Below are 20,637 nucleotides of genomic sequence, written 5' to 3'. Positions count from 1 at the left end.
CTTCTTGTGCCTGCGTTGCGTTATGGCGTGCAGGCTCTGCGGGTACAAGACCCACGAAAAAGGGCGCCACCAAGGACGCCCTGAACCGATTTCTGCGCCTGTCGCTTAGATGGAGTCTTCGATCCAGCTTTGCAATGCGGCTTTGGGTTTGGCCCCGGCCATGTTGGACACGACCTGCCCGTCCTTGAAGATAAAGAGTGCCGGTATGCCGCGGACCCCCATCTGAGCCGGCGAATTCGGGTTCTCGTCCACGTTCACTTTGACGATCTTCACCTTGCCGTCCATTTCAGCCGACAGTTCTTCCAGCGAGGGGCCGATCTGTTTACACGGGCCACACCATTCAGCCCAGAAATCCACCACAACGGGGATATCGGATTTTTTCACTTCGGCGTCGAACGTGGCGTCCGTTACAGCAAGAGTGGCCATCGTGTTCTCCTAGAGGCTAAGTCTGAGGCGTTGAACCTAAGAACCCATGGGTCCGGCGTCAAGATATAGAGTGTCCTGCAGTGCCCTTGTCACGATATCGTGCGGCAGATGCATCAATTGGCGCGTCTTGGTCCAGAGGATGGCGGTATCGATGCGGCGGTCGGGGTAAATCTGACCCAGCGCATGGGCATAGGCCGCCATCTGCCGCAAGAGGCCGTCCGGACAGTGCGCAGGGGTTTGCGGCACGGTCTGATTGGTCTTGAAATCCACCGCCAGAACATGGGTCTCCGAAATGATGAGCCGATCAATGACGCCGTGCAGGCGCCGCGCGCCGACATTTGCCGTGACAGCAACCTCCGACAATGTGCCCGGCGCAAAGAGCGCCGCGAGCTTCGGCGCGCGCAGCACGGCCTGCGCTTCCGCTGCGGCCTCGGCCGTCTCGGGGTCTTCACTGGCGCTGAGGGCTGCGATCACCCCGGGCCAGTCTTCGGGTGGCGTTGATGAGAGATGTTCAAGATAGCGATGCACCAGCGTTCCATAGGCTTTTGCTGCGGTCTCGTCGCGCCCTGTATCGCCGGGCAGCGCCTTTGCGCCGCCAAGATCGGAGGGGGAGAGCACGGGCACCCCTGGGGTCGGCTCCGGCGCTGGCTCAGCAAAACAGGGATCGGGCGCGATATCGGCTGAGGCGCGCTGCTCCACCGGGGCGCGGGGCAGGCCGTCCCAGTCTTCATACGACAGTCGTTTGACCGCAAGACCATTGAAATCGACCAGCGCGGCACCTGCGGCCTCCAAGGCAGTTTCCACGCGCTGGTACCAGCTGTCGTTCTGCTTCGGCAGATCCCCGGCAGCCGCAACGATCAGCCACTTTTCCGCCCGCGTTAGAGCCACATAAAGCAACCGCAACCGTTCCTCGGCCTGCGCCTTTTTCATCGCGTCGAGCGTCGTTCTCATGGCTTCGGGCATGTCGGCAGCGGCGGTCTTCCAGACCGGTGTGTCCCCAATTCTGACGATATCGTCCTTGATCTGGATATCGCGCTTGCCGCTGTCCGGCAGGATGACAATCGGTGCCTCCAGACCCTTGGCGCCATGCACGGTCATGACCCTGATCTGATCGGAGGCACTGTCGATCTGGCGTTTGATTTCCAGATCGTCCGTCTCCATCCAGACCAGAAACCCGGTGAGGCTGGGCACCGCGTTGCGCTCATAGGCCTGGGCCTGCGAGAGCAGGGCGTTGATGCCGTCTTCGGCCTCATGTCCCAGCCGGGCAAGCAGGTTACGGCGCCCCTGATGACGGGTGAGGATACGTTCGATCAGGTCATAGGGGCGCAGAAAGTCGATGTTTGACCGCAGATCGTTGAGCACCGCCATTGTCTTGGGGAACTGATCTGACCGGTCGCGCAGGGCCTGCCACAGATGGTCCTGGGTCCGACGATGTGCGAGGTCGAAAAGCGCTTGTTCATCCCATCCCAGCAGCGGGGATCTGAGGGCGGAGGCAAGCGACAGGCTGTCCTCCGGCACGGCCAGAAACGACAGCAGAGCTGCCAGATCACGCACCGCAAGCTCGCCGCCGACCTTCAGCCGGTCCGCGCCGGCGATGGCGAGCCCGTGGGTCTTGCAGGCCCGGATGATTTCGGAAAACAGGGTGGAGCGGCGCTGCACGAGGATCAGGAAATCCCCTGCCCTGACCGGTCGCTGAAAATGGGCGTCGCTGGCGGCGTCATCCACCGGGATCATCTGGCCGCCCGCGATCATCTGTTTGATCTGCTCGGCGATCCGGTTGGCGAGGACGACATTGTGATGGTGCGCTCCCTTGCGGTCCAGCGGGTCGTACCACGCGCGGTCTTCTTCTTCCGGTTGCGGCTCGATCAGGGGCCAGAGATCCACCCGTCCGGGAAGGCGCGATTTAAAGGCGATATGCGTCGCGTCATCGCCAAATCCGGCCTCCGCCTGATCCTGAAAGCTACGGTCCACCACCTCCAGCACCGCGCTGGACGAGCGAAAGGAGTATTTCAGCGTGCGGTTCTGGAAAAGCTGATCCACGGCGTCAAACTTCTCTTTGAACTCCGCCTGCATGCGGTCGAATTCGCGCGGATCGGCTCCCTGAAACGAATAGATCGACTGTTTCTTGTCCCCGACGACAAAGATCGTGCGCTCGATGCCCTCGCGGGCGCCCTGCCCGCTGGTGAACTCAGCGGCCAGCTTGCGGATCACGTCCCATTGCGCCGGGCTGGTGTCCTGCGCCTCATCCACCAGAATATGGTCTATGCCGCCGTCAATGCGGAACAGCACCCAGGCGGCGACTTTTTCGTCGTTCAGCAGGGCGCGCGCGCGGTCAATCAGATCGTCAAAATCAAGCCATCCGCGTTGCGTTTTCTGTGCTTCATAAAGCGGCAGGAACGCAGCGGCGAACTGGTGCAACGCAAGGATTTTGCGGGCGGCCATCAACCCCAGACGCTTTTGACGCGCCGTTTCGATCCGCGTCATGAAATCGTCGAGCGCGGGCATGAGATGGCTCAGCCGCTCTTGCGTCGGTTTGGTCGGCACGGCACCGATCTTGGCAGAAAACGGAGTGGCCGCCTGCGCACCGGTCAGGAAAACACCCTCCAGCGCGGGCAAGGCCTCAAAGCCCAAATCAGGCAGATTTCCCAGCTTTAGAGCCGTTTTTTCGTCGGTTTTCCCCTTCTCAATCATCGGCGGGATGATCTGATCGATGAGGCTTTGTTCGTCACCCAGAAAGACCTCCGCCTCGATATGCGCGTCGGTCAGATCGGGTGGCAGATCGAAGGTGGCCAGCGCCCCCGCCCAATCGAGGGGTGTCGCAAACCCGTCCCGGTGTTTCACGATGGCCTGCGTGAGTTTGTTGAAATCATCGCCAGTGTAGTGTTGCGCCAGACCGGCAATCAGCGCCGCTTTCGACCCGTCGGCCATCGCATCGACAATCTCGGCCCGCAGCAGCTCCGCCGCGCGATCCTCGATTTCCTTGAATTGCGGGCTGACACCGGCTTCCAGCGGAAAGCGGCGCAACAGCGAGGCACAAAAGGAATGGATCGTCTGGATCTTGAGCCCGCCCGGCGTCTCGATCGCACGGGCAAAGAGCGTGCGGGCCTGACGCAGGGTCTCGGCGGTGATCGGCGTGCGGGTTCCCAGCTCCCGCAGGGCGGTCGTCAACGCCTCATCCTCCAGCATCGCCCAGGCCCCCAACCGTCGGAACAGCCGGTTCTGCATCTCGGAGGCCGCCGCTTTGGTGTAGGTCAGGCAGAGTACGTGCTGCGGTTCCACCCCGTCCAGCAGAAGCCGCGCCACCCTGTCGGTCAGAACCCGTGTCTTGCCGGAGCCGGCATTGGCCGCCAGCCAGGTGGAAGCATCGGGGCGGGCCGCCTGCACCTGCGCTTCGGTCGCATCATGCCGAAGGGTCATGACAGATCCTCCGGCACCGGATCATGGGTGACATCCCACTCGCCATAGCGCGCCAGCAGATCATAGTCGCTGCCATAGGTGTCTTTCTGCATCATCCGGCGCGCGGTGAAGCCTTGGCCTGCGTCGCGGTAGGCCAGAATCAAAGCGCGCAACTCCGCCAGGACCTGCGCTGGCGGTTCCTTGTCCAAAGGGGCTGCGACTTCGGCGTTTTTCGACCCTAACCCGATGAAAATCGCCTGTACCACGGGGGCCGGGCCAATGCGTTCAAAGCCGCCTTCTTCGATCATCGCCGCTTCGATCAGCAATTGTTTGTCGAAGGTGGCCTGCTCTTTCAGGCTTGGGACGCTACCGGTCTTGTAATCGTAGACCAGCACGTCGCCCGTTTCTGTCCTGTCGATACGATCCGCGCGGGCCGTCAGGGTGAAATTGATGTCGGACCAGTGCAGCCTCCCCTTTGCGTCCTCCTCAAAGGCCACAGGTGTCGCGATGGCCTGTCGTTGGATTTCATTGCTGACGAACCAGTCTGCGATACGCTGCAACCGCGCCATCCAGAGCGCCCGCGCCGCCGGCCAGGGAACCTCGGCCGCCAGAATATCGCACGCCGTGGCCATCAAGGTCTCCGCCGACAGGGCGGTGGGATACTTGAGGGTTTGCCGAACAAACGCCTCCATCACATCGTGGGATACCGTACCGCGGGACAGGGCATCGGGGTTTTGCACCAGCGGGCCGAGCTTGCGCAGGCGCAGCACATGCTTGGCATAGATCGCATAAGGATCGCGGATCAGATGTTTGATATCCGTCACGGCCAGCCGGTTGGGCCGTGCGCTCAGCGGGGGGCGCGGCGACGGGCGGGCGGCCGGCGGCACAGGATCGGCATCTTCAAAGAGCGCGGCCCGGGCCAGCCACGCCGCCCCGCGTTGGCGCATCGCCTGGAGCAGCCCCGGCCCGTCCTGCGCCTTGAGACCTTCAAGAAGGTTGCCAAGACGGTTGATCCAGCGGGATGCAACGGTTTCGGCATCATCGGACCTGATCGAGCGTGTCAGCCAGACCTCCGGCGCAGCAATGGCCTGCTGATAGTCGTGTGCTGCCAGCCCGATGCGCCGTTCCGGCAAGAGCAAACCGGCCTTGTTGCGCAGTGACCGGTTCAGCCAGGGATCAGGGTTGGGAGCTTCGGGCCAGGTGCCGTCGTTGAGCCCGGCGAGGATGACCAGATCGGCCCCCTGCACGCGGGCCTCAAGCGTGCCCCAGATCATGATATCGGGATGGGGGGCGTCGCGGTCCCGGATCTCGCCATCCGCCAGCAGCGCGCCGACCAGATTGGCATAGTCCGAGGCGGTCATCAGACCCCCGTAGGCCGCCTGATCGCGCAGGTTTGTCATGACCTTGAGCGCCTCCTGGCCCGCGTTTTTCTGCCAAACCTCCCCTGTGTCAGCGCCGTTCGGCCCTGAAGAGACGGCCTCCGCCAACGCCATGTGACGCGTCACCCAATCAAGCAAGGGCCGTTCACCCTTTGAATCCTGACCGGTGAAGGTGGCCCCGATCCAGGCGGCCCATGTATCGACCTCTGCCTGTTGCTCTGCCGTTTGCAGCACAGCACGCAGCCGTGCCAGAATGCCCTGGGCATCCGGATAGGGCAGCCCATCCCGCCTGATCCGCAATTCGAGCCGCTGCGTGTTCAGCACATGGGTGCCACGGTCGCTGCTGCTGTGGGTCAGCGGATGCTTGAGCAGGGTCAGCAGCGCTTCCGCGTCAAGGCGCCGGTGAAACAGCGCCGCAAGATGGCGCAGAAAACGCCCCGGCGGGCTGAGATGCAATGGCGTGCCCGCGGAATCGTCGGGCAGGATATCCCATTGATCCAATGCGGCGGTGATCTGCCGCGTCAGCATCCGGTCGGGCGTGATGACAGCTGCCTTTTGCCCCTCCGCCACGGCTTTGCGCAGACGCAGCGCGATGGTCAGGGCCTCGCTGCGCGGGTTTGGCGCTTCGACGAGGGTGATGTTTTCTGTTGCGGCCTCCAGGTCTTGCAGCCTGGGGCCTTCGCTGAGCCAGGCGTCAGTGACGGGTGCCGGGCGCAACGACAGCGACACCAGCGCATTGCGCGCAGGCGAGGGTGGCGGCCTGTCATGCCAGGGCTGAATGTCGCCCCGCCCGACGCCAAGTCTTTGCATCAGCTTGTAAAACCGGAATTGGGGATGATCCTCCGAGACCATCGCATCGCCCAGATGCACCCATTGTGCGGTGGGCAGATCAAAATCGAAACCGGGCAACACCAATGCGCCCTGTGGCAGCTGTGCAATCGCCTCCATCAGCAGCATGGTTGTGCCGCGCGACCCGGTGGACCCGGCAAGGATCACCGGGTGCTCGGGGGGGGCAATCGTCCACCGTTCTGCCAGCGCGCGGACAAGCTGGCGTTGTCGCGCCTCCTTGTCCGGTATCGTGGTGGTCTGCCGCAGGTAGCTCTGTGCAATCGTGATGAAGGTCTGCGCCCGCTGCCAGTGGCCGGATTCGTCGGACACATCGAGCGCGGTGATCTCTTCGGCCGAGACGCCTTCACCCTGCATCTCATCCATCAGGGCGGCCAGGCTGTCGGTCAGATCGTAAAGCGAGCTGCGCGGTGCAAGTTCCTGTTGCTGATCAATGAGCCGCGCCACGAGCGAGATCAGTTCCAACCGGCGTCTCAGAGGGCTCACCGCAGGGGGCACAACCACCGCAGGATCAAGCAGATCAAGGTGGGTCAGCAGGCTGATCCGGGGCAGAATGCGGGGTGGTCCTGCGTCGAAAAGCTGCTGCAAGCGGCGTTCCATCCGGGCGGTATTGACGATGAGCTGGACCCGCCCGAGGCTTTCCGGCGGGGAGCTTGCGGCGCGGGCGATCAGGCCAGCCATCAGCCCTTTGGGAAAATCGACCCCCGGTGCAAGTCCAAAGAGGCGTGGCTTTCCAGTGGGCTCAAACATCCCGAACCCTCAACAGATGTTCTGCAAGCGGGATCCCTTCGGGGTGGCCGACATCACACCATTTTCCGCCGTATTCGACCGCGTAGAGACTATTCTCCGCGATCAACAGATCCCACAATGTGTTGAGTGAAAAGGCCGTCTCGGTGATTTCGGCCAACCTCTCGGTCTTGATGATCTGCGCGCCGCCGTAGATGAGGCCCGGTCCCCGTGCCACGCGGTTTGACGGGTCCAGCACAAAGTTTCCCGAACCGGTGTACCCCACCGCGTTTGCCATCGGGATGCACATCAACAGCCCGTCCATCCGCGTCGGATCCCAGGCCGCTTGCAGCTGTCGAAGAGGGTTGTCGCCGGACCAGATAGCATCGGCATTCAGGGTCATGACCGGATCACCGCCAAGCAGCGGCAGGGCATGGCGCAGGCCGCCGCCGGTATCGAGGATTTGCGGGGCCTCCAGCACGGTCTGGACGTTCCGCCCGGCAAGGTGTTCTTGCAAGAGCGCTGGCTTATAGTGCAGGTTGGCGACGGTCGTTGTGGCTGGCAGGTCCGTCGTCAGATCCAGCGCGTGGTCGATCAGCGGCCGGCCTGCGACCTCGACCATCGGTTTGGGCCTGTCCTGGGTCAGATGTTTCATCCGGGTGCCGAAACCTGCGGCAAATATCATTACCGACCAGCCCATGCGCCACCTTGGGTCTTGAGCCGCGCAAGCAGGTCGGGGGTGGGTGCGGGCAGATCAGCTTTCAGAGCCACTGCCATCTCTGCCAGTTTCGGGTGTTTCAGGTTGGTTTGAACATGCCCCCAGACGCGCGGCAGCAGGTCCACATAATGCGGTTTGCGATCCCGCAGACACAGGCGGGCAAAAACACCCAGAATCCGCAGGTTCCGTTGCAGCCCAAAGAGCGCATAGGCCGCGTCAAACGTCTCCGCGTCAAGTTGGTTCTGCGCGATGAAGCGGGTCTTCATCTCCTGTTCCGTCGCGGTGGGAACATCGCGGCGGGCGTCTTGCAGCACCGAGACCAGATCATAGGCGCGGTGGCCCCGCATCGCGTCCTGAAAATCCAGCAAACCCACGCGGGCTGCCCCGGTGCGGTTCGGCAACCACAGCAGGTTTTCAGCGTGGTAGTCGCGCTGGATCAGGACGTCCAACGCGCCATCATAAGGTGCGATAAGATCGTGAAAGAGGGCGCAGAACTGCGCTTTGGCGGTGTCATCCACAGTGCCTGTGGCACCGAACTGGTACCAGTCATAGGCCAGGGCTGCGAGGGGTGCGGTCGTGGCGGCGTCATAGGCGGGCACATCCGGCGGAGGGGCGCGATGCAGCGTGGTCAGCACATCCACCGCCGCCTCGTAAAGCGGGTTTTCCCGTGCCGGATCGGCGGCAATTTCACGTGTAAAGAGGCTGTCCCCCAGGTCTTCGATCAGTAAAAACCCCTGCACCGGGTCACAGTGATAGATTTCCGGGGCGCTGAGCCCCAACGCCGTGAGATGCTTTGCAATCTGCACGAAGGGTCTGACATCTTCGCCTTTCTCCGGCGGGGCATCCATCAGCACGGCTCTTGTGCCGCCGGGGTGGCGCAGTCTTTTATACGTTCGGTTCGAGGCATCCCCCGCCAGATGAGAGACCTGCGCCTCTGCCCATCCGGCTGCCGCAATGAAACGGTTTGCGTCCCGTGCCCGGCTCATGCCGCGGCCCAGCTCTGGATCGGGTCGGACCAGCGTTGTGCCGTCCAGGTCGCTGTGAGATGGCGCGCCTCCTCCTTATCCGCCGGGCTGAACGACAGGGTCAGCGCATCGGGCGGGGCCAGAGCGCCCAACCGGTCCGGCCATTCCACCAGACAGATCGCCGTCTCGAAAGCTTCGCTGAGACCAAGTTCTTCGACCTCGAAGACAGAGGACAGGCGGTAGAGGTCCGCATGCCACAGGGTTCCGCGCGTTGTCTCGTAGCTTTGCACCAGTGTGAAGGTGGGCGAGGGGACGTCTTCGGGGTCGGTCAGGATCGACTGGATGAGCTGACGTGCAAAATGGGTCTTGCCGGCCCCGACAGGCCCTTCAAGCAGCACAACATCCGCAGGTCGCAGGGTGGCACCAAGGGTTTGCGCGTAGCGGGCGGTTTCGTCAGCGGAGCCGAGCAGGAGGGAGAACGTTTGGCAGGCCATGCGCCATGCTTACCGTGCAAAGAGCGGGCTGCAAGAGGATAAGCGCGCCGGTTTGCCTTGGTATCAGCCGGAACGTGAATCTGAGCGTGGGCCTGGCGTGTCTTGCGCGGGATGTGACGTTTTCAGGAACCGCACAATCGTCGCCCCGGAGGCGATGCGGGACACGGTGCATTTCAACTGTGTGCCACAGGCCAGAAAGGCGGGCATTTCCCACGATGACTTCTCGCCATAGTCCAGCACAAAATCCGTCAGGGCTGCCCAGCGCGCGCCGGGCGCGCAGAGTTTTTTCCATTCCTGAACAGAATCGTTGATCGTGACGTCGGCAAAGGAGTTGTCAGGGTCCAGCCCCCACATCTCGCGGTAGGCCAGGTTGCAGAAGGTCAGCACACCCGAGGACGAAAAGACCACCAAAGCTTCGTCAAAAGTGTCCATCAGGGACTGGCCCAGTTCCAGTTCCGCCCGGAAATTGCGGGTCAGGGAAATCTCGGCACTGATGTCTTCGATCAGAAAGGCAATCGCGCCATCCGGGTGCGGCCGGCCCCGAACGCGGTAGGTCTGCCCGGTTTCAAGCGTCCAGGTCTCCTGGTAGCGCCCGTCGGTCGCGGCGGCGATCACCTCGGCAATCTGCTGACGCCATGAATGGTAGTTCTTTGGCTCCGGCATGCGTCGGTTTTCCCGGATACGGTCAAAGAACGACAACAGTGTCGGTCGCCCGCTGAGGAAATCTGCAGGCAGCTCCGTGAGGTCGATCAGGGCAGGGTTGAACAGCGCAAGCTGGCCGTTGCGATCAAATATGGCCAGACCGATGGACAGTTGTGCAAAGGTCTTGGCCAGCGTCTGGACAAAATTGCGCTGGGCAATTTCTGACTTCACAACCGCGTTGACATCGATTGCATGGAAAATGGTGATGTCACCCACACTGACGGCGCTGACGTCATACCAGTCTTTATGCGTATCATTGGGCAGTTTGGTCGAGACCCGTTGATGCCCTGTGTTTTCGTCAAACTCCATCGTGATATTGAACACCGGCTTATCTGCCACCGGATCGGATTGATGCAACCTGCGGTAAAGATCGGTGTAGGCGGCATTGCACCAGGTGACCAATCCGTCGGACCCAACCTGCCAAATGGCATGGGGTGTGGTGTCGCTCGCGCGGCGGAGGTCTTCCAACTCGCGCTGAAGGCTCTTGAGTCTTTGCGACTGAATCGAGCTCTGGGCCCGGCCTTCTTGCATGCTGATGCGGGTGAAGGGACCTTTGCGGGTTACGTAGAGCGTGGCACCATCTTCGAAATCGCGGGCCGGGACCGTGGTTTGGCCGGGGGTGGCGTCGCGTGGATTTTCGGGCAGGTTGGGAAACCGGTTCAACAACCGTTCGCGCATTCCGCCCCAGTCATCCCGACCCGGGATCAGTTGATACAGCTTTGCTGCCGTGTCAGACGCGTGATGCAGGCTTTCATCCTCGAAAAGAAACGAAATACCATGAGCCGCCTCATCCCTGACCTGCGGCTTTTCGGGCACAGTCTGTGCCTGTTGCCGTTTGATCCAGAAAATTGCCGCAAGGGTACTGGTGCCTGCGGCACCGACAATGGCAGCGACGTCAAAAATCTCCATGTAGCTCGAACCCTATGCGACGCAGTCAGGTAGCAGTCCCATGGGTTGGTTAACGCAGGGTTAATTTTTCGGTCGCTGCCCCTGTTTCCTAAATCGGAATACGTTGGTTGGCGCCCTGCGGCACAGGGCTGTCCCCGGTGACCGCGTCGATGTCGCGCCGGCGCCAGGTTACTTCGACAACCGCGCCGATACCGCGCGCAACACCTTGATCAAGCGGCGATTCTTCGCGACCGTTGGCAAAACTCAACTCCGCACCTGACCGCTCAAGCAGCGTTTTGGCGATGAAGAGCCCCAGACCCATACCCTCGTATCCCGGTCGGGCGCCCTTTTCCGAAACCGACCTGCGGTGTTTCATGAATGGGTCCCCGATTCTGCCAATCATCTGGGGTGGAAAGCCGCGCCCGTCATCCATGATTCTCAACCCGATGGTCTTTTCGCTCCACCGTGCCTCGATCCAGATCTGCTGTTCGGCAAAATCCACCGCGTTCTGGATGAGATTTCGAATACCGTGGATGATCTCCGGTTTGCGCAGGATGAGAGGCTGATCCACTTCCCGCCCGACGAGTTGAAACGCGATCTCCTTGCCGCGGTCCCGATGCGGCTCTGCGGCTTCTTCGAGCACCGTGCGCAGGGGGGCTTTCTTGAGATGCAGATCATCTTTGCCGGCGCGGCCCATGTCGCGCAGAATGTCACGGCAGCGGTCTGCCTGTTCGCGGATCAGGGACGCGTCTTCCTGCAGGTCCGGCTTGTCTGCGAGCTCTTCATAAAGCTCACCGCTGGCAAGCTTTATCGTCGCCAGCGGTGTACCCAGCTCATGGGCAGCCGCGGCAACCACCCCGCCGAGGTCGGTCAGTTTTTGTTCGCGCGCCAGCGCCATCTGCGTGGCCGATAGCGCATCTGACATGGTGTGAATTTCGGAGGTGACCCGCACGGAGTAGGCACTGATGAAGATGATCGCGATGATAAGCGCGATCCAATTGCCGAAAACAAAGATATCCGGAATCGCCAGAATGAGCCCCTGTTCCGTCCGCAACGGGTAGTTGAACTGCGCCAGCAGTGACACCAGCATGATCGCCGTGGCCCCCAGAAACACCGTGGAGCGCAGTGTGAGCACCGCGGCGGAAATGGTCACGGGCCCCAGCATCAAAAGCGCAAAGGGGTTGTGCAGCCCGCCGGTGAGGAACAGCAGAAAACTCAGTTGCAGCAGGTCAAAGAGCACCATCAACATGTTTTGCGTGTCGGTCAGGCGCTTGTTTTCGGGAAAGACGAAAATCGCAACCAGGTTCGCGATGACCGAGGCACCAATGGCCAGATAGCAAAGCCCAAGCTCCAGTTGCAGCCCGTACATCTGCTGCGCCACGGTGATCGCGGTCAGCTGTCCGGCGATGGCAAACCAGCGCAGCAGGATCATTGACCGCAGCCGGATCCAATTGGCCCGCGTGCCGCCCGAAAGGGGCTTGAGATTTGTATCCGCCACGTTATCACCGCTTGTTGAGTTGATAGTTTGTCGCAGGACGTTAGGACTGCGCCATGATACCATCAAGCTAAGCTTTTTCGAGGAGTTTGCCATGAACACGCGTCTGATTGCCTTGTTTGCCGTTGCCGCCGTTGTCGGCCTTCTGGGAGGGGTCTGGATCGCCACGCAGAGCTCCGACGACGCGGATCAGTTCGCCCAATGCCGGGCCAGCACCGTTGCCGGTGGGGCAGGCGCTATCGGCGGGCCGTTCGAGCTGGTCAACGCCGATGGCAATACCGTGACGGATCAGGACGTGATCACCGAGCCTTCATTGCTGTATTTCGGGTATACCTTCTGCCCGGACGTGTGCCCGCTCGATGTGGCGCGCAATGCGGTCGCGGTCGACGTGCTGGATGAGCGTGGCATGAGCGTGACCCCGGTTTTCATCTCTATCGACCCCCAGCGGGACACGCCCGAGGTTGTGGGCGACTTTGCGGCAAATATGCACCAGCGCATGATTGGCCTGACCGGGTCACCTGAACAGGTCAAAGAGGCCAGCACCGCCTATCGTACTTACTACCGTGCGCAGGAAGGCGATGAGGATTACTATCTCGTGGATCACTCCACCTTCAGCTATCTGGTCCTGCCGGAGCACGGGTTTGTGGAGTTCTTCCGCCGCGAAATCTCTCCCGAGCAGATGGCGGATACGGTCGCGTGCTTTGTCGAGAATGCGTGACCTGACATGAGGGAAACGGGCGTTCCCATTTGACCTGTCGGGTCTCGCGACACATATATACCGCAAGGCCTGCCTAGGGAGAGAGCAAAGATGCCCGATACATTACATCCTGATCTTGGTGAGGATAAAACCCTTTTGCTTTTGGACGATGATGAGCCGTTTTTGCGTCGCCTCGCCAAGGCGATGGAAAAGCGGGGATTTGACGTGGAGACGGCAGGGTCCGTGACCGCAGGCCGCGCCATCGCGACGGCGCGGCCGCCCGCTTACGCCGTGGTGGACCTGCGCCTTGACGATGGCAATGGTCTGGATGTGGTTGAGGTCCTGCGCAGCAAACGTCCCGACGCACGGGTCGTGGTGCTGACAGGGTATGGCGCCATCGCGACAGCCGTCGCTGCGGTCAAGATCGGCGCGGTTGATTACCTGTCGAAACCGGCCGATGCGGCAGACATTGTGAACGCCCTGCTGGCGCGCGGCGATGATCTGCCACCCCCGCCCGAAAACCCGATGAGCGCGGATCGCGTGCGTTGGGAACATATTCAGCGTGTCTACGAGCTTTGCGACCGTAATGTGAGCGAAACGGCGCGGCGGCTGAACATGCATCGCCGCACCTTGCAACGGATCCTGGCAAAGCGGTCGCCGCGCTGACAGTCGCGCCAAGGCTTAAACGTCATAGCGCTTGCTGATCTTGTCGACGATGGTGCCGCTTTCCAGCAAGACCGCTTCGTCAACGGCCCAATCCCGAAACCCCCGGCTTTGGTAATAGGTCAGCCCGCCGGTGTTGTCCGCGCGAATTGTGGCGTTGATCCAGGAATACCCAAGGTCTTTGGCGGCCTTTGCGGTTGCGCTGAAGAGGGCCGAGCCAATGCCAAGCCCGGTGCGTCCGATCTGGACAAATGTCGCGATATCCGCCGCCTCCGCAGGAAGCTTCGGGTGGGGGCTGATCCATTGAAACCCGACAACCTGCTCCGCCTCGTCCAGCGCCACATGCCAGGCGGATCGCTGCGCGTCGGTGGCCATCCAGTCGGCCAGATCGTCCGCGGTCACGGGACGGGTCAGAGCGGTTGTGCCGCCTTTTTCGATGATGGCGTTGAGCAGGTTTGCCATCGACCGGCAATCCAGCGCCATGGCGCGGCGCACGGTCCTCATCCCATGCTCTCCAACAGGCTGTTATGGCGTGCGGTAAAGGCATCGCGTGTCTCTGCCGGGGGGCGGAGTGTGAGGGTCAGATCCGCGATCACGGCGGTATCCGGTTTGCCAAAGAACTTGCTGGCCTCCGTTTCGGAGAAACCCGCGATCTGGGTTGCTTCCATCCAGGCGCTGATCTTATCGGCCTTTTTGATCTGCCGCTTGATCTGAACCGGCAGGGCCGCCGGCAGGCCAAACCGCAGATGAATGGCGGCCGTCAGTCGCACGTCCAGCGCCTCATACCCCGGCCCCACCGCCGCTTTCACTGGCGAGATCATATCGCCAATCACGTATTCCGGGGCATCATGCAAAAGTGCGGCCAGCCGCCATTTCACCGGTGCCTTGGGGGCGATGCGGGCAAAAAGCGTCTCGACCAAAAGCGAATGTTCTGCCACGGAATAGGCATGGGCACCGCGTGTCTGGCCATTCCAGCGCGCCACAAAGGCCAACCCTCGGGCGATATCTTCGATCTCGATATCAACGGGCGTCGGATCCAGCAGGTCGAGCCGCCGTCCCGACAACATGCGCTGCCACGCCCGTGCCTGAGGTGCCATCGGTTGCTCCTTCCCATGATCCGTCTGAACGTCAGCTTTGCCCCGGCGCGCCACAGGGTGCAAGCCGGATAAGCGCCGGGCTGTTGGCACCATTGGTAACCCTTGGTTCAGCGTGAACGCAAAGCCGCATTGTCTAACAGGGTGGTCAGTGCTATCTGCGCCACAACCCGGATAAACAGGACATGATATAGATGACCAACGATTATGTTGTGAAAGACATCGCACTTGCGGATTACGGCCGCAAAGAGCTCGACATTGCCGAAACTGAAATGCCCGGCCTGATGGCGCTGCGGGATGAGTATGGCGAGAGCAAGCCGCTGGCGGGCGCGCGCATCGTCGGGTCGCTGCACATGACGATCCAGACAGCGGTGCTGATCGAGACGCTCGTGGCGCTGGGGGCCGATGTGCGCTGGGCGTCCTGCAACATCTTTTCGACCCAGGATCACGCCGCCGCCGCGATTGCAGCAGGCGGCACACCGGTTTTTGCCATTAAGGGTCAATCGCTTGAAGAGCATTGGGACTACGTCGACAAATCCTTCATGTTCCCGGAGGGACCGAACCTGATCCTTGATGATGGCGGTGACGCCACGCTTTACGTGTTGCTGGGCGCGCGGGCCGAGGCCGGCGAAGAGATCATCCCGGTGCCCACGTCCGAGGAGGAAACGGTCATCAAGGCGCAGATCAAGAAACGGCTGGAAGCATCGCCGGGCTGGTTCACCAAGACCCGCGACCAGATCGTCGGTGTGTCGGAAGAAACCACAACCGGTGTGCACCGTCTTTATGAGCTGGTGAAACAGGGGCAACTGCCCTTCCCTGCCATCAACGTGAACGATTCTGTCACCAAGTCGAAATTTGACAACAAATACGGCTGCAAGGAATCGCTGGTGGACGGCATTCGCCGCGCTACCGACACCATGATGGCCGGTAAGGTCGCGGTGGTCATGGGCTACGGCGATGTCGGAAAAGGCTCCGCCGCCTCGCTGCGCGGTGCCGGTGCCCGCGTGAAAGTCACCGAAGTTGACCCGATCTGCGCCTTGCAGGCCGCCATGGACGGGTTTGAGGTTGTCCTGCTGGAGGATGTCGTCGGATCAGCGGATATCTTCATCACCACCACGGGCAACAAGGACGTGATTCGCATCGAGCACATGCGCGAGATGAAGGACATGGCGATTGTCGGCAATATCGGCCACTTTGACAACGAAATTCAGGTCGCGGCGCTGAAGAACCACAAGTGGACCAACATCAAAGAGCAGGTCGACATGATCGAGATGCCAAACGGCAACCGTCTGATCTTGCTGTCCGAGGGGCGTCTGCTGAACCTCGGCAACGCCACGGGGCACCCGTCGTTCGTGATGTCGGCATCCTTCACCAACCAGGTGTTGGCGCAGATCGAGCTCTGGACCAAGGGCGAAAATTACAAAAACGATGTCTATATCCTGCCCAAACATCTGGATGAAAAGGTCGCACGCCTGCATCTGGACCGGATCGGGGTGAAGCTGACCCAGCTTGATGCTGACCAGGCGTCTTACATCGGCGTTGCCCCCGAAGGTCCCTTCAAGCCGGAGCATTACCGCTACTGATTGAACGCCGCAGGTCAACGACAGCAGGCTTTTTCAAAACGCTGCCCGAAGTCGCCGGGCGGCGTTTTTTATGGAACCTCTGTCTGGACGCGTTCTCTTTGGCCGTATTTCAAAGAGCAGCTGGCTCAACCTGCTCCAGAGATGAATATGTTTTTTCAAGCAACAGCCCGCTTATCTCCCATGACGGCCGCGTCCTGTCCCGGCGGCATTTGCCGTCAGGGGCCGTTGATGGGGGAATTCCCGGTCAGAAATCCCTTTTGTGAAACCCAATTCGATTCTAGTGTTTCAGGCAGGTCGGGAAATTATCGGCTAGAAACCAACGAGGGAGACTCTTTTATATGGGTAAGCGGGACGATTTGATCGCGCATTATGCGGACGATTTGAAAAACAAATGCGGTATGACACCGGACATGGATCTGTTGACCAAGGTCACCATTGGGTGCGGGCCGTCAATCTACGATGCGGATGCGTCGACCGTCGCCAGCAGCCAGCCCGCTGAGCTGGAAACGGTGAAAGAGAATTTTCTGATGAAAAAACTAGGCCTTGCGGATAGCCCGGCCCTGATGGAAGCGATCGACAAGGTGATCGAGACCTATGGCAAGTCCGAGCGCAACAAATACCGCGCCGTGGTCTACTACATGCTGACCAAGCACTTCGGGAAAGAATCCGTCTACGGATAATCTCACGCAACTGCGGATTTTGGGGCGCCTCTTTTCTTAAAGAGGCGTTTCTATTTTAGATTGCTTTTAAACGACTGAAAAATTGCAGTTTTTCTGTAGACTGATATAGATATTTCACCCGGCCAGTATGGCCAGGACCAGTTTCAAACACGTGCGGTGGGTATGGGAGCACGTGGGGCGAAGAAGGGTTCTGGCGATGGCTCAGAACCCTTTTTCTGTTTCAGATGTATCCACAACAGCCGTGAGAACAGTTTCATGTTCCGCGATGTCAGCGATACGCAGGGCTGACAGACCCTACTCCGGGGGCACGCCTGCCATCGCGCAGACAATCTGCCATTCTTCCGCTGTGACAGGTTGCACGGACAGGCGCGAATTGCGCAGCAGCGCCATCTCTGCCAGCTTTGGGTCCTGCTTGACCATCTCGAGGCTCACCGGCGTCTTTACCGAACGGAGGGCCTTGATATCGACGCACTCCCACCTGTCATCGTCGGTTGTGCTGTCGGGATGCGCCTCCGCAATCACCTCGACAAGGCCAACAACGGATTTCTCTTTCTGCGAATGATAAAAGAACCCGCGATCACCAACCTTCATCTCGCGCATGAAATTGCGGGCCTGATAGTTCCGCACGCCGTCCCATTCTTCGCCAACATCGCCCTTGGCAAGCTGATCGTCCCAGCTCCATGTCGAGGGTTCGGATTTAAACAGCCAATAGCGCATCACCCGATCACCCGGTTCCAGGCGATCAGGTCCAGCTTTTCAAAAAGCCCGGCCTTTCCGTAAGGGTCCTGTGCCGCCCAGGCTTCGGCTTCGGCCATGTTTGCCACTTCCAGAATAATCAACGATCCGCACATCTCCCCCTCCGCATCGAGCAAGGGACCCGCCTGACGCACCGCCGATCCCGACTTCAGGTAGTCGACATGGGCCGGGCGGTTTTCCTGCCGGATCGGCAATGCACCGGGTTTGTCATGGGCAATCAAGGCGACGAGCATGTTATTCTTCCTTCAAAGAGCGAGACAATAGCGCCGTCATGGCGTCCTCCACATCCAACCGCTTTTCGACCAGCGCTGCAACAGCGCTGGAAATGGGCAGATCGATCCCCTGCGCCTTGGCATAGGCCGCAACCGCTTGGGCAGTGGCGGCGCCTTCGACCGTTGCGGCGGGGTCAAAAGCCGCGCCGGTTCCGATCGACAGACCAAAGCGGTAATTGCGCGATTGTGCAGAGGTGGCCGTCAGCACCAGATCCCCAAAGCCCGACAGGCCAAAGAGCGTTGTGGGGTCTGCCCCCTTATGCGCCGCCAGACGCTGCATTTCGGCGTGACCGCGGGTCATCAGCGCCGCCCGCGCGCTTTCACCCAGACCTGCCCCAATGGCCGCCCCGCAGGCAATCGCGATGACATTCTTGAGCGCACCGCCCAGCGCCGCCCCGATTACATCCCCTGTCCGGTACAGTCGCAACGTGTTGTTCGACAGCGCCTGTTGCAGCGCGATGCACTGGTCCTCATCGGTGCAGGCGAGCGTCAGGGCGGTGGGCAGACCCTGTGCGATGTCGCGTGCAAAACTCGGCCCGGTCAGCAGCGCACGCGGGCTCTCGGGGCAGACCTCCGCCATGATCTCCAGCGGGCCAAGCCCGGTTCTAAGCTCCATCCCCTTGCAACAGGCCACCAGGGTCTTGCCCGTCAGAGGGCGGCGGGCTTCCTCCAGAAAAGCGCGGAGCTTTTGCAGAGGCACCGCCACGAGAACGGTATCGAGGGCGTCTAAATCCGTCAGATCAGAGGTCACTGTCAGCCTATCCGGCAGGGCCACACCCGGCAGCCGCGCCGCGTTTGTGCGGTCCCGGGCCATCTGGTGGGCCTGCGCCGGGTCTCTGGCCCAGAGGGTCATCGGCCCCTTCTGGCTCAGAGTGATGGCCAGTGCCGTCCCGAACGCGCCTGCCCCCAGAACACCGAGGCTCATGATTTCGCGCCTTTCTTGCCGCTGCCGGTCAGGGCCGGGCTGGTGGTGTCCAGCGGCCAGCGGGGCCGGGCGGAGAGGGTCATGTCATCGGGCGGATAGCGCGCCATCCGCTCCAACGCGGCAAAACCGATCATCGCGGCGTTATCGGTGCAAAGCGCCAGCGGCGGGGCAACAAAGGCGGTGTCATATTCTGCTGCAATCGTCTCTAACACGGATCGAATCGTCATGTTTGCCGCTACGCCTCCCGCAACGCAGAGCGCGGGCCGCGCCGGAGAGACCTCGAGGTAAAGCGTCATCGCGCGGCGGGTTTTTTCAGCCAGCACATCAGCGACAGCAGCTTGAAACCCCGCACTCAGGTCTGCTTGATCCTGTGGGTAGAGACCCCCTTGCGCTGCGATCAGCGCCTCCCTTGCCCGCAGCACGGCAGTTTTGAGACCGGAAAACGACAGGTCGCATCCGGGTCTGTCCAACAGCGGGCGCGGCAGGCCAAAGCGGGCCGGATCGCCCGCCTGTGCCGCCCGTTCCACCGAAGGGCCACTGGGTTGCGGCAGGGCCAGCAGGCGCGCGACTTTGTCAAAGGCCTCCCCCGGTGCATCATCAATGGTGCCGCCAAGCCGCTTAAAGCTGTCCGGTCCCAGCACCAGAAGAAACTGGCAATGCCCGCCGGAGACCAGCAGCATCAGGTAGGGGTAGCTGACATCATCGGTCAGCCGCGGTGTCAGGGCGTGGCCGGCAAGGTGATTGATCCCGTAAAGCGGCTTGCCGATGGCCATCGCCAGCCCCTTGGCACACATCACGCCCGAGACGACGCCACCAATGAGGCCGGGTCCGGCGGTGACCGCAATGGCGTCGATCTCGCCAAGCGGTGTCGCGGCCTGCTCCAGCGCTTGCTCGACACACAGATCGATCACTTCGGCATGGGCCCGTGCGGCAATCTCGGGCACGACGCCGCCGAATGCGGCATGCAGGCTGTCCTGACCGCGCACAATTGACGCCAGGATATCGGTGCTGCCATCTGCCTGTCTGCGCAGGACGGCTGCTGCCGTATCGTCACAACTGCTTTCCAGCGCAAGGACTGTCTGAGTGCGGCTCACCGTTCGCTCCCGTTGCACGCGTCTGACTTGGCAGGTAACACCGAAGGCAGGCGCAAACAATGCCGGGGGTGTGCAAGGTCGGTGCAACGAATTCCGCTCATCATGACGCGGCCCGAGGGGTCTAACGCATCGTTTGTCGATCAGATCGCAGCGGATGTCATGGCGCGGCTCGACGTCATCGAAAGCCCGCTGATCGGGATTGAACCTTTGGGGACACCGATCGAACTCAGCGCTGGGGCTGTTGCGATTTTCACCTCCTCCAATGGTGTCAGGTTTGCGCCCCAGGGGGCGGGGCGCGCCGCGTATTGCCTTGGCCGCAGGACCACACAGACGGCAGAGGCCGCCGGATGGCGGGCCACTTTTGCAGGGCAGACAGCGGCAGAGCTTGTACGGTTTATCACCGCAGCCCATCCAGCGGGCAACCTGCATCACCTCTGCGGTGTCCATGTCAGGGGGGACGTGGTGGCGGATCTGGTCGCCGCAGGTCTAAAGGCCCGGCGCGCGGTGATCTATGACCAGCCTCTTTTGCCGCTCAACGCCCGGGCAAAGGACGCTTTGGCAGGCAATTCGCACGTCTTAGTGCCGCTTTTCTCGCCCCGCGCGGCAGCGCATTTCGCCGCATCAGTACCAGCCAATCCGGCAGTTCGCATTGCAACGTTGAGTGCTGCGGTCAGCGAATCCTTGGGAAAAGCACCGTTTGGCGAGGTGATGACGGCGACATCGCCGACGTCTCAGGCAATTGCCAAGTGCATTGAAAAGCTGGCGCGCGCTGTCGCCTTGGGTTGAGAGGCCTGACCCGCAGGAGTAAGGTTGTTTAGCAGTGCGCCTGTGAAGATTC

General features: G+C 61.3%; 19 protein-coding genes. 5 read left to right on the top strand and 14 right to left on the bottom strand.

Features of this window, described 5'->3' with window-relative positions; genetic code table 11:
* Positions 1-105: 105 nt before the first annotated feature.
* From trxA to regB, 8 genes are all read right to left on the bottom strand, one after another.
* Complete coding sequence (gene trxA, locus H7847_RS09055; RefSeq protein ID WP_227269156.1) at positions 106-426, bottom strand: thioredoxin; 321 nt, start codon at positions 424-426, stop codon at positions 106-108.
* A 36-nt stretch (positions 427-462) separates the two neighbouring features.
* On the bottom strand, positions 463-3,843 hold the full coding sequence (gene addA, locus H7847_RS09050; RefSeq protein WP_227269155.1) for a double-strand break repair helicase AddA: 3,381 nt from the start codon (positions 3,841-3,843) through the stop codon (positions 463-465).
* On the bottom strand, positions 3,840-6,797 hold the full coding sequence (gene addB, locus H7847_RS09045) for a double-strand break repair protein AddB (RefSeq protein ID WP_227269154.1): 2,958 nt from the start codon (positions 6,795-6,797) through the stop codon (positions 3,840-3,842). The genes addA and addB overlap by 4 nt, the downstream gene beginning before the upstream one ends.
* The gene (locus H7847_RS09040; protein ID WP_227269153.1) at positions 6,790-7,458 is read right to left on the bottom strand and encodes a nucleotidyltransferase family protein; all 669 of its coding nucleotides are present in this window, start codon (positions 7,456-7,458) and stop codon (positions 6,790-6,792) included. Before H7847_RS09040 ends, addB begins: the two co-directional genes overlap by 8 nt.
* Complete coding sequence (locus H7847_RS09035; protein ID WP_227269152.1) at positions 7,458-8,477, bottom strand: aminoglycoside phosphotransferase family protein; 1,020 nt, start codon at positions 8,475-8,477, stop codon at positions 7,458-7,460. The genes H7847_RS09040 and H7847_RS09035 overlap by 1 nt, the downstream gene beginning before the upstream one ends.
* Complete coding sequence (tsaE, locus tag H7847_RS09030) at positions 8,474-8,950, bottom strand: tRNA (adenosine(37)-N6)-threonylcarbamoyltransferase complex ATPase subunit type 1 TsaE (protein WP_227269151.1); 477 nt, start codon at positions 8,948-8,950, stop codon at positions 8,474-8,476. The genes H7847_RS09035 and tsaE overlap by 4 nt, the downstream gene beginning before the upstream one ends.
* A 63-nt stretch (positions 8,951-9,013) precedes the next feature.
* A complete protein-coding gene (locus tag H7847_RS09025; RefSeq protein WP_227269150.1) occupies positions 9,014-10,561 on the bottom strand; it encodes a PAS-domain containing protein in 1,548 nt (515 codons plus the stop codon).
* An 88-nt stretch (positions 10,562-10,649) separates the two neighbouring features.
* A complete protein-coding gene (regB, locus tag H7847_RS09020; RefSeq protein WP_227269149.1) occupies positions 10,650-12,038 on the bottom strand; it encodes a sensor histidine kinase RegB in 1,389 nt (462 codons plus the stop codon).
* A 91-nt stretch (positions 12,039-12,129) separates the two neighbouring features.
* Between regB and H7847_RS09015 the strand changes: the two genes are divergently transcribed.
* Together H7847_RS09015 and H7847_RS09010 are read left to right on the top strand one after the other, a co-directional pair.
* The gene (locus H7847_RS09015) at positions 12,130-12,753 is read left to right on the top strand and encodes an SCO family protein (protein WP_227269148.1); all 624 of its coding nucleotides are present in this window, start codon (positions 12,130-12,132) and stop codon (positions 12,751-12,753) included.
* Between the two features lie 90 nt (positions 12,754-12,843).
* Positions 12,844-13,398 carry an ActR/PrrA/RegA family redox response regulator transcription factor gene (locus tag H7847_RS09010; protein ID WP_227269147.1) on the top strand — a complete coding sequence of 185 codons (555 nt, stop codon included), beginning with the start codon at positions 12,844-12,846 and terminating at the stop codon, positions 13,396-13,398.
* Positions 13,399-13,413: 15 nt separating this feature from the next.
* Here H7847_RS09010 and H7847_RS09005 read toward each other — a convergent pair whose 3' ends face one another.
* Together H7847_RS09005 and H7847_RS09000 are read right to left on the bottom strand one after the other, a co-directional pair.
* On the bottom strand, positions 13,414-13,899 hold the full coding sequence (locus H7847_RS09005; RefSeq protein ID WP_227269146.1) for a GNAT family N-acetyltransferase: 486 nt from the start codon (positions 13,897-13,899) through the stop codon (positions 13,414-13,416).
* Positions 13,896-14,492, bottom strand: coding sequence for a YfbR-like 5'-deoxynucleotidase (locus tag H7847_RS09000; protein ID WP_227269145.1), 597 nt, complete (start codon positions 14,490-14,492; stop codon positions 13,896-13,898). Before H7847_RS09000 ends, H7847_RS09005 begins: the two co-directional genes overlap by 4 nt.
* Before the next feature lie 191 nt (positions 14,493-14,683).
* Between H7847_RS09000 and ahcY the strand changes: the two genes are divergently transcribed.
* Positions 14,684-16,072, top strand: coding sequence for an adenosylhomocysteinase (ahcY, locus tag H7847_RS08995; RefSeq protein WP_227269144.1), 1,389 nt, complete (start codon positions 14,684-14,686; stop codon positions 16,070-16,072).
* A 338-nt stretch (positions 16,073-16,410) separates the two neighbouring features.
* On the top strand, positions 16,411-16,752 hold the full coding sequence (locus tag H7847_RS08990; protein ID WP_227269143.1) for a DUF2853 family protein: 342 nt from the start codon (positions 16,411-16,413) through the stop codon (positions 16,750-16,752).
* A 294-nt stretch (positions 16,753-17,046) separates the two neighbouring features.
* Here H7847_RS08990 and H7847_RS08985 read toward each other — a convergent pair whose 3' ends face one another.
* The 4 genes from H7847_RS08985 to tsaD are packed head-to-tail and all read right to left on the bottom strand — an operon-like array spanning position 17,047 to position 19,799.
* Positions 17,047-17,469 (bottom strand): EVE domain-containing protein, encoded by a 423-nt coding sequence (locus tag H7847_RS08985; RefSeq protein WP_227269142.1) that lies wholly within the window; start codon positions 17,467-17,469, stop codon positions 17,047-17,049.
* Entirely contained in the window at positions 17,469-17,741 is a 273-nt protein-coding gene (locus tag H7847_RS08980) for a YciI family protein (RefSeq protein WP_227269141.1), read from the bottom strand. Before H7847_RS08980 ends, H7847_RS08985 begins: the two co-directional genes overlap by 1 nt.
* 1 nt (position 17,742) lies before the next feature.
* Positions 17,743-18,705: an NAD(P)H-dependent glycerol-3-phosphate dehydrogenase gene (locus H7847_RS08975; RefSeq protein ID WP_227269140.1), complete on the bottom strand. Its 963-nt coding sequence runs from the start codon at positions 18,703-18,705 to the stop codon at positions 17,743-17,745.
* Positions 18,702-19,799, bottom strand: coding sequence for a tRNA (adenosine(37)-N6)-threonylcarbamoyltransferase complex transferase subunit TsaD (gene tsaD, locus H7847_RS08970; protein ID WP_227269139.1), 1,098 nt, complete (start codon positions 19,797-19,799; stop codon positions 18,702-18,704). The genes H7847_RS08975 and tsaD overlap by 4 nt, the downstream gene beginning before the upstream one ends.
* A gap of 102 nt (positions 19,800-19,901) precedes the next feature.
* Here tsaD and H7847_RS08965 point away from each other — a divergent pair, with 102 nt between their 5' ends.
* Complete coding sequence (locus H7847_RS08965; RefSeq protein ID WP_227269138.1) at positions 19,902-20,585, top strand: uroporphyrinogen-III synthase; 684 nt, start codon at positions 19,902-19,904, stop codon at positions 20,583-20,585.
* Positions 20,586-20,637: the final 52 nt, after the last annotated feature.

The organism is Roseobacter weihaiensis (assembly GCF_020622345.1).
Taxonomy (GTDB): Bacteria; Pseudomonadota; Alphaproteobacteria; order Rhodobacterales; family Rhodobacteraceae; genus Roseobacter; species Roseobacter weihaiensis.
Note: the sequence above shows the minus strand (reverse complement) of the source record. Positions and strands in the feature narration are given on the sequence as shown.